10 protein-coding genes and 1 other RNA gene are annotated in these 11,893 nt (G+C 61.9%); 6 read left to right on the forward strand and 5 right to left on the reverse strand.

The annotated features are described in order from the left end of the window. Positions 1 to 423: 423 nt before the first annotated feature. From ssrA to H8S57_RS16245, 4 genes are all read right to left on the reverse strand, one after another. Positions 424 to 771, reverse strand: a transfer-messenger RNA (tmRNA) gene (gene ssrA / locus H8S57_RS16230). Positions 772 to 925: 154 nt separating this feature from the next. Then, positions 926 to 1,447, reverse strand: a complete 522-nt coding sequence (locus H8S57_RS16235; RefSeq protein ID WP_186909010.1) for a peptidylprolyl isomerase — start codon at positions 1,445 to 1,447, stop codon at positions 926 to 928. Between the two features lie 24 nt (positions 1,448 to 1,471). Further along, entirely contained in the window at positions 1,472 to 1,963 is a 492-nt protein-coding gene (gene smpB / locus H8S57_RS16240) for an SsrA-binding protein SmpB (RefSeq protein ID WP_186909011.1), read from the reverse strand. Between the two features lie 37 nt (positions 1,964 to 2,000). Continuing rightward, complete coding sequence (locus tag H8S57_RS16245; RefSeq protein ID WP_186909012.1) at positions 2,001 to 2,495, reverse strand: adaptor protein MecA; 495 nt, start codon at positions 2,493 to 2,495, stop codon at positions 2,001 to 2,003. Between the two features lie 205 nt (positions 2,496 to 2,700). On the opposite strand from H8S57_RS16245, the gene H8S57_RS16250 reads away from it, so the two are divergent. The 6 genes from H8S57_RS16250 to H8S57_RS16275 all read left to right on the forward strand — a co-directional run bounded on the left by H8S57_RS16250 (position 2,701) and on the right by H8S57_RS16275 (position 8,816). After that, on the forward strand, positions 2,701 to 3,237 hold the full coding sequence (locus H8S57_RS16250; protein ID WP_186909013.1) for an NUDIX hydrolase: 537 nt from the start codon (positions 2,701 to 2,703) through the stop codon (positions 3,235 to 3,237). Between the two features lie 21 nt (positions 3,238 to 3,258). Next, positions 3,259 to 3,963 carry a response regulator gene (locus H8S57_RS16255; RefSeq protein ID WP_186909014.1) on the forward strand — a complete coding sequence of 235 codons (705 nt, stop codon included), beginning with the start codon at positions 3,259 to 3,261 and terminating at the stop codon, positions 3,961 to 3,963. Between the two features lie 329 nt (positions 3,964 to 4,292). Beyond that, on the forward strand, positions 4,293 to 6,074 hold the full coding sequence (locus tag H8S57_RS16260) for an ATP-binding protein (RefSeq protein WP_186909015.1): 1,782 nt from the start codon (positions 4,293 to 4,295) through the stop codon (positions 6,072 to 6,074). Further along, complete coding sequence (locus tag H8S57_RS16265) at positions 6,061 to 7,416, forward strand: hypothetical protein (protein ID WP_186909016.1); 1,356 nt, start codon at positions 6,061 to 6,063, stop codon at positions 7,414 to 7,416. Before H8S57_RS16260 ends, H8S57_RS16265 begins: the two co-directional genes overlap by 14 nt. Before the next feature lie 30 nt (positions 7,417 to 7,446). Beyond that, a complete protein-coding gene (locus H8S57_RS17895) occupies positions 7,447 to 8,244 on the forward strand; it encodes a hypothetical protein (RefSeq protein ID WP_207723841.1) in 798 nt (265 codons plus the stop codon). Positions 8,245 to 8,384: 140 nt separating this feature from the next. Then, on the forward strand, positions 8,385 to 8,816 hold the full coding sequence (locus H8S57_RS16275; protein ID WP_186909018.1) for a hypothetical protein: 432 nt from the start codon (positions 8,385 to 8,387) through the stop codon (positions 8,814 to 8,816). A gap of 84 nt (positions 8,817 to 8,900) precedes the next feature. Here H8S57_RS16275 and H8S57_RS16280 read toward each other — a convergent pair. Beyond that, a partial coding sequence (locus tag H8S57_RS16280) for an S-layer homology domain-containing protein (RefSeq protein WP_186909019.1) occupies positions 8,901 to 11,893 on the reverse strand: 2,993 nt, incomplete at its 5' end.

An 11,893-nucleotide genomic window follows, 5' to 3' on the forward strand; every position in this document is an offset into this window, starting at 1 on the left:
AGCAGAGTAACCAAAAATATACGTCAATTTTATATAAAAATGCCAGCAAATCGTTGTTGACTTTGTTCAGCAAGTCCACGATAAATAATGAATTGATTGCTACAACATATTCCAAATGATAACTTCTGTAACTCCACAAAATATGTTATATCGAAACAGACTCCTACGATAGCTGCCATCTTCCGCCCCCGCCTCTCATCTTTCGCTCCCCCAACATCCTCCCCTACCCCAGGACGCCCTGTGCTGGTGTCCGGGGGATGTTTTTGGGCGCGCAATTTCGTGTGCAAATCCGTGTGCAATTTTTAAGATTTCTTCATGTTAGTTGTATCTGTATTTATTATTTCGTATTCGCTCGAAAGCCAGCAAACCATTGATAAATCAAAGAAAAATCCCGAAGCCCTGATTTCTCAAAGCTTCGGGATTTGGTGGAGGCGGGGGGAGTCGAACCCCCGTCCGAAAACGTTTCAACGGGAACTTCTCCGGGCGCAGTCGGTCATTTACATTCCCTTACCCAAGCGTGGGCCGACACACTCAGGGGCTTGGTAGCTTCATTGTTCATGGTGCGCTCAAAGCTTTGCGCACACACGTGCACCACTAAACGACGCCCCGTCCCGGCTCGTGGTCCTTCCGGGCGGAACGGTCACGGCTTAAGCCGCGACAAGCTCAACGTTATCGTTGTTCTTTAATTTATAAGTTGCCCATTTTAAGGATGTTAGGCGCATCCGCCCGCTATTCCCGCCTCTGCGTCCCCGTCGAAACCAGTACGCCCCCATGTTGTCGCAAAGTTTATTTCGTTCGGGACGCCCCGGCAGGGGCGCCCCTGGCTTGATTCCCTTGCTCCGCCGCTTCCAGCCGGACCCGCTTTGCGGGGCTTCGGCTGGAAGTGGGGAGAACGGTAATACCTGTTATTTTCGCTGCGCTTTAATCAGCACTGTTCCGGCGCGGGATAATCCACGCCATGGGTCTCTACGGTCACCGTCTTCATGCGCTGGTCCTGATACGGCTTATCCATCCGGTTGCGGTCGGCAGAGACGATGGCGTCAGCCACATCCAGGCCCTCGATCACCTTGCCGAAGGCGGCATACTGACCATCCAGGTGGGGCGCAGGTTCCACCATAATAAAAAACTGGCTTCCGGCGGAATCGGGATGCATGGCACGCGCCATGGACAGTACCCCGCGGCTGTGCTTCAGGTCGTTCGGTACGCCGTTGGCGGAAAACTCGCCCTTAATGCTGTAGCCGGGGCCGCCGGTACCGGTGCCCTGGGGGCAGCCGCCCTGGATCATAAAGCCGGGAATGACCCGGTGAAAGATGAGCCCGTTGTAAAAACCGGACTTTACCAGGCTGATGAAGTTGTTGACCGTATTGGGGGCCACCTCCGGGTAGAGTTCGGCGACCATTTTGCCGCCGTCCTCCATCTCAAAGGTAACGATGGGGTTCTGAGCCATTTCAGCCACTCCTTTTATCCTTTGTTATCCGCCGCGGCGGCGGTCCTTCATGGCGCGGTCCATTTCCCGCCGGGCATCCTTGGCGGCGGCGGCGTCCCGCTTGTCATAAAGCTTCTTGCCCTTGGCAAGGCCTACCTCCAGCTTGACGCGGGAGCCACGGAAGTAGATGCTTAGGGGCACCAGCGCGTAGCCGTCCTGCTTCACCCTGGCATACAGCCGCAGGATCTCCCGCTTGTGCATCAGCAGACGGCGGGGACGCAGGGGGTCCTTGTTAAAAATATTTCCCTTTTCATAGGGGCTGATGTGCATCCCATGCACGTGCATCTGACCGTCCTTGGCGATGCAGAAGGAATCTTTCAGGTTCACATGGCCCTGACGGATCGACTTGACCTCGGTGCCCGCCAACTCGATGCCTGCCTCGTATTGATCCTCGATAAAATAATCGTGGTAGGCCTTGCTGTTCTTGGCGATCACCTTGACGCCCCTGCTCTCCACGGAACCACCTCCCCCAGGCATGCGCTTAGATTATTATTATAACATACTTGTCAATATGCTAGACGGGGAAATAGGTGAGCAGAGCGCCGAGCGCGTCCCCGGAAAGGACGGGACGGCCGTGCTCGGCAAGGCGGGCCTCCAGGTGAGGGCGGCCATCCTCCGAGCGGCCGAATTCCGAAAGCTGTGCCGCAGCCTGATCCGCGCCGGCGGGCAGTGAGAGCCAGTAGCGCCCCTCCCACCACAAAAGCTGCGCGTCCGGCCGGGGAACCGGCAGCGCGCGGGCGGCGGAGAGCAGCGGGTCCAGACTGTCGAAGGAAAACCAAAGATGCTCCGGGGCCTGCACGCGGGCAAAGACCAGCACGCCGCAGGCGTTGGGATAGGCCTCGATCTCAATGGAACCATCCAGCGTGATGCCCGCCTCGTGAAACGCGTCCCGGGTCAGCTCCAGGGCCCGCTCCAAGGTCAGGCCGGCCGGGGTCAGGCCGTGCTCCTTCAGGTCGGCCGGAGTGATGTACAGTGCCACGCTGGCATTTCCGATGGGTTGGATGGTCATGGCGCGCCTCCTTACAAGCAGTCGGGTTCGCTCGAATGATGTGCAGCCTCAGGGGACAAAGCGCAATCGGTCGGCAGACTTTATTATAAAAGCTGAAAAACGGTTTGGGTAGCTGTAATGATTGGGCGGATTGGAAAAGGTCAGGGTGGCGAAAGCCCGATAAATATGGTATACTGAATTCAATTTGGAATAGAGGTCGTGCAATATGGAATTGATGGAAAAAACCGTGGAGCGCCACGTGTTGTTTGAGGGCGCGATCGTGACCCTGCGCAGAGACAAGGCCCAGCTGATCAACGGCCAGGTGGTGAGCCGCGAGGTGGTGGAGCACCCCGGCGGCGTGGCCATCCTTCCGCTTTACCGGGACGGCACCGTGAGCATCGTGCGGCAGTTTCGCTACCCCTTCCGGCAGGTCGTCACCGAGCTGCCCGCCGGAAAGCTGGAGCGGGGCGAGGACCACCGTCCCGCCGCCCTGCGGGAATTGGAGGAAGAGGTGGGCGTCCGGGCCGGAGAGCTGATTTATCTGGGGTATCTCTATACCTCCCCCGGCTTTTCCACCGAGGTACTGCATATGTATCTGGCCCGGGATCTGGAGCCGGGGGTATGCCATCCGGACGACGACGAGTTTTTGGAGTGTGAGCGCATCCCCTTTGACCAACTGGTGGAACAGGTGGTATCCGGGGTGATCTGCGACGCCAAGACCGTGGCTCTGGTGCTGAAGGCCAAAGCTTATCTGGGGCGGTAAGCCGGAAAGGGGACGAGACCGATGGCCAAGCGCATCCTGATCGTGGAGGATGAAAAGAATATTGTGGATATCCTCAGCTTCAATCTGGGGCGGGAGGGATATCAGACGCTGGAGGCTTACGACGGGGACGCCGGATTGCAGCTGGCGCTGGAGCAGGACCCGGATCTGATCCTGCTGGACCTGATGCTGCCGAAGCGCAACGGGTTCGACGTATGCCGCAGCCTGCGCGCCCAGGGACGGAGCACCCCCGTCATCATGCTGACCGCCCGGGAGGAAGAGACCGATAAGGTCCTGGGCCTGGAGCTGGGGGCGGACGATTACATCACAAAGCCCTTTTCCATGCGGGAGCTGCTGGCACGGGTGAAGGCCAACATCCGCCGCAGCGAAATGGTGGCCGCCGGGCCCGCCGCCCAGGCGGCCGGACAGCGCGTCGAACTGGGGCGGATCTCCATCGACACCGAGCTGATGGTGGCCTATAAGGACGGCAGGGCGCTGGAACTGACCCAGCGGGAATACGAGCTGCTCAAATTTTTGGGAAGTCAGCGGGGAAAGGTCTTTTCACGGGAAGCCCTCATGGAGCACGTCTGGAATTACGAGGGCTATGTGGGTGACGTGCGTGCCGTGGACGTGGCCGTACGGCGGCTGCGTGAGAAGATTGAGGACGACCCGGCCTCGCCGCAGTTCATCGTCACACGGCGGGGAATGGGGTATTTTTTCAACGCATAAGCTCATGCCTTTGCGCCGGGCGGCCTCGGGGCCCCGCAGGGCGGGGCGCGCCTTTTGGCGCGGGGCGAGCGTTTTGCATCGCAAAACCTCGCTGCCGGGCGAATTCACTTCGCCCGGGCAGATGAAAAAACGGGGTCCCCACGCGGCCTGCCGCGTGGGGGAGGGACGACCCGGCCTCGCCGCAGTTCATCGTCACACGGCGGGGAATGGGGTATTTTTTCAACGCATGAGCTCATGCCTTTGCGCCGGGCGGCGTTCCGTTTGCCTGCGCAGGCAGCAGCGCATAACGGCAGCGCTCCCCTGATTTCCATCCGGAAAGGAGGTGTCCCATGTTCCGCAGCCTGCATATGAAATTGATGCTCATCATGACGCTGCTGATCGTCGCGCTGATGACGGTCGTGGGCGCCTTTCTGATCAATTCGGTGGTCAATTATTATACCCAGGACTTCCACACGCAGATGGCGGAAGCCTTTGGGGACGCCGGTTTCTGGTCCGACCTGACCACCCCCGCCGACGGGGAGGAGGACGGGGCGGCCAGCATCGCCCGGATCCTGAGCACCAACAGCACCCTGGGGATCGACAACCGCAGCCGCAAATGCTATGTGCTGGACGGCAGCGACGCCCGCTATCTGGCAGGCTCGGACCAGCCGGAAAATGTCCGCACACCGGAGCTCTCCCGCAACCTGAGCCGCGCGCTCAATGGAGAGATCGGGGACGACAACGATCCGGCCGCCGCCTATATGGACGTGGCGGTGCCGCTGGAACGCGGGGGGGCCGGCTATATCATCTATGTGCGGGATGACCGCACGACCGTGCAGGCCCTGAACAGCGAGCTGATTACCCTGATCGTGGAGGCGCTGGTCTTCGGGCTGGTGATCTCCGTGCTGCTCTCGTTCCTGCTGTCCAAGACGCTGATCACCCCCATCGAGCGGCTGACCGAAGGCGCCGAGCGGGTGGCGGACGGAGACTTTTCCCATAAAATCGAGGTGGCCTCCCGGGATGAGATCGGCGTGCTGACCAGGACCTTCAACGACATGGCCCGTCAGCTCAAGCAGACGCTGGAAGAAGTGGAGAACGAGCGCAATAAGCTGGGCACGCTGTTCCTGCATATGACCGACGGCGTGGTGGCCTTTTCCTGGGAGGGGGCGGTCATCCAGTCCAATCCTGCCGCCGAACGGCTGCTGGGCCGGGCCATCCCCATCGGCGGGGAGGAGAACTATGATACCCTCTTCGCCCCCATCGCGCCGCTCCGGGGGGTGCTGGCGGTGGAGCAGCCCGGCTATCTGGACGGGGCCATGGATGTGGACGGCCGCAGCCTGGAGCTGCTGCTGGCGCCCTTTGACCCGGAGCGGCTGGGCGGCGTGCTGGTGGTCATCCACGACGTGACGGAGCAGCGCAAGACGGAGGAGATGCGCCGGGAGTTTGTGGCCAACGTCTCACACGAGCTGCGTACCCCGCTGACCAATATCCGCTCTTACGCTGAGACCCTGGCCGACAACGCGGGCGCGCTGCCGCCGGATACCGAAAAGAACTTCCTGGGGGTCATTCTCAATGAGTCCGACCGCATGACCCATATCGTCCAGGATCTGCTGACGCTTTCCCGCTTTGATTCCGGCCGGACCGAGCTCAAGCTGGCCCCCTTTGATTTTGAGCGGGCGGTGCGGGATGTGTACAACGCCATCCTGATGGAGGCCCAGCGCCACGGTCACAAGGTGGAGCTGGAGCTGGAGAACGGTCTGCCCCAGGTGAGCGGAGACCGGGAGCGTATCCTCCAGGTGATGATGAACGTGGTGTCCAACGCCATCAAGTACACGCCGGACGGCGGCAGGATCCGCATATCCGCCGGACGGCTGGGCGCGCGGGTCTGGATGGAAGTGGCCGACAACGGCATCGGGATTCCAAAGGAAGACCGCGGGCGCATTTTCGAGCGCTTCTACCGGGTGGACAAGGCGCGTTCCCGGGAGTCCGGCGGCACGGGCCTGGGACTGTCCATTGCCAAGGAGATCGTGGACCGGCATGAGGGCACGCTGGAGCTGGTAGAGCGTCCGGGGCCCGGCCTGACCGTCCGGCTGACGCTGCTGGTGGAGGGACCGCGCCATGGACATGCTTAAGCGGGTGCGCCGGCGCCGGCGCCGGGTACTGGAGAGCTGCAAGACGCTGCTTATCGTGCTGCTGGCGGTATCGGCCGTGTACCTGGCGGCGCGGGCGCTGGTCTACAGCGGCCTGGCCGACACGGGGCCCAGCGGCTGGGTGGGGACGCTGCTCTCCCTGCTGCGCGGAGAAGCGCAGCCGCCGGCAGCCACTCCGGAGAACGGGCAGCCCGGCATGGCGGCCCAGCCGGTGCGCATTGCCATCCACAGCGGCACGGAGCGGTTTGCCGTCCAGTATGACCAGGGTCAGGTGGATGGGATCTATACTTCCGTGGGCGGGTTGCTGGGGGAAGCGCTGGCCAGCGCCAAGACGCCGCGTCCCATCACGGAGGAGGAGTGGCGGCTTGCCCTCCAGCGCAGCGGGGTGTACTTCGACCTGCTGGGACAGGTGCCGCTGGACGCCCTGTACGCCTGGATGGGCGGAGATGCGGCCAATCCCGAGCTGACCGGGACGGCCCGCCGCCTGCTGGTGTCCAGTACCGCCGGCGCCAACGCCGCCCTTTACTATCATAATGAAACAGACGGCCTGTATTATGCCTGTGAGACGAGCGTGGATTACGCGCAGCGCATGGAGGACGTGCTGACGGGCTACGGCGGAAACAGCGCCACCTTTGCGTTCGAGTTCAGCGCGGACGCGGGCTATGGGGCGCTGGACCCATATGTGCTGATTTTCTCTTCCGCGCCCAATCCACGCAGCTACCGCAGCGCTTCTCCGCTGTCGGCCGGCGATGAGAGCACCCTTACCGCGATCCGGAGCGCCCTTTCCTTCCGCAGCAACTCCTCTTATCCGATCCAGGGGGGCGGTATCATGGTGCGGGAGGACCGGGAGACCCTCCAGATCATGGAGAACGGAGACGTGATCTATCACGCTTCCGAGCCGGCCGCCTCCCGCTATGCGGTGGGGGACGGCTCTGCCGGGAACACCGACGTCATCGAGGCGGCCTGGCGGCTGGCGGACGCCACCCTGGGGAGCCTGTGCGGCTCCGCCCGGCTGTACCTGATGGGGATGGAGGAGACGCAGGCGGGCGTGGAGGTGCGTTTCGGCTACAGCCTGGACGGCGCCGCCGTGCAGCTGTATGAGAAGGGCTGGTGCGCCCGCTTCCTGATCCGCAGCGGGAAGATCACCGACTATACCCTTCACTTCCGCAGCTACGAGGAGACTGGAGAGCACACCCTGGTGCTCCGGGAGCGGCAGGCTGCCGCGGCCCTGGCGGCGCTGGGGAGCGGCAGGCGGGAGCTGGTCCTCTGCTACGCGGACGGCGGAGGGGACACTGTGGAGGCCGGCTGGATCGCCGGGGCGTGACGTATGGAATGGTCTAAAATTAAAAATATTGTGCTCCTGATCCTGGTGTGCGTGAACGCCTTCCTGCTGGCCCTGGTGCTTCTGCAGCAGCATAAGACCGCCCAGTTTCAGGAGGAGGCCAGCGCCGGAGCGGTGTCCGCCCTGGCCAACAGCGGCATTGCCTTTCACCTGGAGCGGGTCCCCAGGGATATGGAGCTGGCGGGTCTGAACTTTACGCAGGACCGTTCGGGAGAACAGGCCGCGGCGGAAGCCTTGCTGGGCCGCGTGACGGAGCAGGCGGAGAGCACCACGATGCGCACCCTGTATGCCGGAGCAAACGGCAGCGCCGAGTTTTTCATGAGCGGAGAGTTTTCCGTTGCCCTGGACGCGGGCGTGTACCAGGCCGATCCGGACGAGCTGGAGCGGGCCGGGAGGGACTGCCTGGCGCTGCTGGGGATGGAGGCGGAGTTGGTTTCCCGGGAAACCCGGGAGCAGGAGAGCGTGTGGACCTATCGCCAGCTTTGGGAGGACGTGCCGGTTTTTTCCTGCCAGGTGGAGCTGACCTGGCGGGACGGCAGCCTGGTCCTGCTGCGGGGGCGGCGCCTGGCCGGGAGCGCGCTCCCGGCGGATACCGGGGCCCCGCTCACCACGGCGACCGTGCTGGTGCGCTTTTTGGCCGGACTCAACGAGGGAAACTATGTGTGCAGTAGCATCGATGGGATGCGGGCCGGATATGTCGTTTCCGGCGCGTCCCGGTCCGGGCAGCTCACGCCGGTCTGGCGCGTCGAGACCGATACCGGAGCCTACGATGTGGACGGCGTCACCGGAGCGCTGGTCCCGGTGGAGTAAACAGAAAAAACGTCGTATCCTTCCGGGATACGACGTTTTTTGACGGGTGGGCAGGGCTGTAGCGCAGTTTTTGGAAAAAAATGTATGAAAACGTCCTTCTTTCCCGCCCGGGCCGGGCAGGGGTGAAGGAGGGATGCCGAATGGCACAGTATACACCCCATTACGGGCTCCACCAGTGGGAGCCGGAGGACAGCTTTTTACGGGAGGACTTCAATCAGGATCTGGCCAGGATCGATACGGCGCTGGCGGAGAAGGCGGACGCCGCGCTTCTGGAAGGGAAGTGCGGGATCGTGACCGGGACCTATACCGGGGACGATACGCTGGAGCGGGAGATCCAGCTGGGCTTCCGCCCCAGGGCGGTCCTGCTGCAGGAGCAGACGCAGGCCGCCGCCATCCTCGCCGTGGAGGAAGGTCCCGTGCAGGAAGAGAACAGCGGCAAGGTGATGCTCAAGCTGACCGAACACGGATTTCAGGTGAAATACGATACCTACCAGATCCTCGCAAACTCCTACATCTGTAAGCCATACACCAATCGCGCGGGCAAAGTCTACTTCTACGCCGCATTTCAGTGATCCGTCCAGCCGCACGAACAGCACCCCCGGAGCCAACGCTCCGGGGGTGCTGCTGCTTGTTGGGGATTGCCTGACGCGGAATACTCAGGCGGCGAAGTCCACGGTAATGGTGCCGTCGCCCTTGATGCCGGTGAAGGTCAGGGTGCCGGTGCTCTCGGTGATGCCGGTGGCGGTATCCACATCAGTGAAGGTAGCAGTACCGGTGCCGGTGATGGAGCCAGTGGAGGCAAGGCCGTCCACGGGGCTCTTGGCGCCTACATAGATCACCTGGCTGGACTTGGTGTAGTCCACACCGTTGATGGTGACCTTGCCGTCCTTGGCCGCATTGTTGTCCGTAATCTTCAGGGTCACGGCGTACACACGGTCCAGAGTGATGCCGTACTCCACGCTGGTCTTGTCGTTGTAGGTCACGGTAGCCTTGTCCGTGGAGGGGTTGTACACGACGCTCTCAATGGTGCTGTCCTTCAGGAACTCGCGCACCATCGTGCCGACCTGACGGGCGGTCAGGCTCTCGGCATAGTGCTGGACCAGCAGCTCGCCGGTGGCGTACTCGGTAACCTTGTTGTAGCCATAGACGGGGGTCTCAGGATCGGCGCTCTCGTCCTCATCCCACACCCAGGCGGTGACCACGGTACGGACGTCAGCCGCAGTCTCGCTGTTGTAGATGATGATGGCGTTCTTCCGCTCGTTGAGGATGAAGGAGCCCTTGGGCGCGTCGCCGTCGGAGGCGTCGCTCATGTCGGTGACATCCCAGATGTTGGTCTTGCCGGTAAGGGTGGGATAGATGCCGTCGGCGGAGGAGTTAACGAGGGTGCCGTCCACATCCAGGGTGCCGTCGCGCAGCAGGGTGGCCGCCTCGGCGGTACGCTTGCTGCCGATGTTCAGGGTGTAGGTGCCGTCGGAGTTGACGCCGTACTTGTAGGCGGTCAGGAAGTCGGAAGGATCGTTGAAGTCATCGCCGTAATCTTCCTTGCTGACCTCAATGGCCTTGGTGGTGCCGTCCTCGAAGACCACGTTCAGCTCAAGGACCTTGGAGCTGATGGCGTTGGCGCTCAGGACGAACAGCCAGTTGGCGGTGGAGGTGGTGGGCGCCTCAGCAAACAGGACGACCTCGGCCAGCTTCTTCACATCATAGCCGCCGGCGGCGTTCTTCGCCACCACGGGCCAGATCTGGAGGGCGGTACCATTGGCCACATCACCCATGTGATCCCAGCCGATGGCCACGCCGTAGTTGTCGGAATCCTTGTAGTAGAAGGCGATGGTGTTCTTGTCGATGGCATAGGTCTTCTGGTTGTTGGTGGTCACGTAGCCGTCGCCGGCGTCATACTTGGCACCCAGGGTATCCTGCAGCTTGGTGGCAGGAGCCATGACCACGTCGGTCACACCGGCGGTCACGGGGCTGACGGCGGTAATGGCATTGCTGCCGTCGACGGTGTTCTGACGCATGACCTTCTTGATGGTCAGCATATCGTCGTCGCTCAGGGTGTAGGTGATGACGCTGCCCACGGCGGCGTTGATTGCAGCATAACCCTCATCGACCGTATCATTTACGTCGCGGGTGCCCAGATAGGCCTCCAGGGCCTTCTTGGCGGCGGTGGTCGCCTTGCCGTTTACATCGAACGCCTTGGCGGAGTTGGTCCAGTTGATATAGTAGGTGCCCTCGGTGCCGTCGGTCTTCAGGATCTTGACCTGGCCCTTCACGTCCAGGGCGTTCTGAGTCCAGGCGGAGCCGATGACCAGAGCGTAGTTGGTCACAGTCTCCTCAGCGGGACGGACGGCCACCACGTACTTGCCGGTGGAATCCAGGATGAAGTCGTACAGGGTGGAGAACTCACGGAAGGAGTTGATGTCGAAATGCTCGATGTCAACGTCCACCAGGGAAGCGGTGTCCAGGATATAGGACTGCTTGTAGGTCTCACCCTCAACGGTGATGTACAGCTCGTCATCCTTGTCGCGGTCCACGCGGGTCATGGTGCCGGTGACGATCTCGGGCACAGAGATGTAGGTGCGCCCACCGTACTGGACGTACAGGATCAGGTCGTCGGTGGTCACGTCTTCGGCAAAGACCACGTCGTCAAAGTCCAGCTTCACGGTCTTGGTGGAATCCAGAGAGCCGTTCTTATAGGTGGGCGCGGTGAAACCGATGACCTCGTTCTTCTCGCTGTAGCTGGAAACCTTGGACAGAGTCTCCTTCCGGTACAGGACGTAGTCCACGTCGCCGTCGTTGTTGTTGTCGATGACTTCGACGGAGATGCCGTTCAGGTTGAACTTCTCGCCGGAAGCGCCCTTTACGTAGTTGTTGATGATCGCCTCAGCGTCGTCCTCGCTCTTGCAGAAGCCATAGTTGACATAGTACTCCGTGTCGGAGGTGGTGGTCAGGCCGGTGCCCTTCAGGAAGCCCTTCAGGGTGTTCTTGGTGGCGTCGGTGGCCTCGATCACGTTCACGTCGTCCTTCAGGGACACGCCCAGAACCTTGGAGTCGGAGAGGATGGTGGTCTTCTCGATGTACAGGGTGACGGTCTTGCCCAGGGTCTCAACGCCGGTGGAGACGTTGAAAGCGATCTGGCCGGACTGGGCCACGCCCTCGCCGGTGGTGGTGTTGGCAGTGGTGGAGGAGTACAGCACCACGTTGTCCAGAGTGGTCTTGCCGGCCTTCAGGGCGGCGTCGGAGTCGGTCTGATCCAGCTCGGCCCACTCGTTGGCGACCACAACGCCCTCCACCTTGTACACGCCGTACATGGCGCTCAGGATGGTGCGGTGATCGGTGTAGCCGATGGCGTAGCCGTTCTCATACTTCTGGATCATCTCAACGTCCAGGGCGTTGTAGATCAGCAGAGCGGCGTCGTCGCGGCTCAGGGGGTTCATGATGTTCTTGTTGAAGTTGCGGAAGATGCCCAGGCTGGAGGCCTTGGCGTTGGTGTTGATGGCCCAGTCGGTGCCCACGAAGCCCTCAATAGCGGGATCGTAGCCGGCGGCCACCAGCAGCATCTTGGCGGCCTCGGCGCCGGTCACGTTGGCGGCGGGGTCGAAGCGGCCGTCGCCGCGGCCGGCGATGATGCCCAGGGTGAAGCAGTAGT

Source organism: Lawsonibacter hominis, from assembly GCF_014287895.1.
Classification (GTDB): Bacteria; Bacillota; Clostridia; order Oscillospirales; family Oscillospiraceae; genus Lawsonibacter_A; species Lawsonibacter_A hominis.

Excerpts from the sequence above, each read along its gene's own strand:
- H8S57_RS16260 (WP_186909015.1), top strand. The coding sequence starts at position 4,293 with ATGTTCCGCAGCCTGCATATGAAATTGATGCTCATCATGACGCTGCTG.
- H8S57_RS16245 (WP_186909012.1), bottom strand. The coding sequence starts at position 2,495 with ATGACCATCCAACCCATCGGAAATGCCAGCGTGGCACTGTACATCACT.
- smpB (WP_186909011.1), bottom strand. The coding sequence starts at position 1,963 with ATGCCTGGGGGAGGTGGTTCCGTGGAGAGCAGGGGCGTCAAGGTGATC.
- H8S57_RS16235 (WP_186909010.1), bottom strand. The coding sequence starts at position 1,447 with ATGGCTCAGAACCCCATCGTTACCTTTGAGATGGAGGACGGCGGCAAA.
- H8S57_RS16255 (WP_186909014.1), top strand. The coding sequence starts at position 3,259 with ATGGCCAAGCGCATCCTGATCGTGGAGGATGAAAAGAATATTGTGGAT.
- H8S57_RS16275 (WP_186909018.1), top strand. The coding sequence starts at position 8,385 with ATGGCACAGTATACACCCCATTACGGGCTCCACCAGTGGGAGCCGGAG.
- H8S57_RS16265 (WP_186909016.1), top strand. The coding sequence starts at position 6,061 with ATGGACATGCTTAAGCGGGTGCGCCGGCGCCGGCGCCGGGTACTGGAG.
- H8S57_RS16250 (WP_186909013.1), top strand. The coding sequence starts at position 2,701 with ATGGAATTGATGGAAAAAACCGTGGAGCGCCACGTGTTGTTTGAGGGC.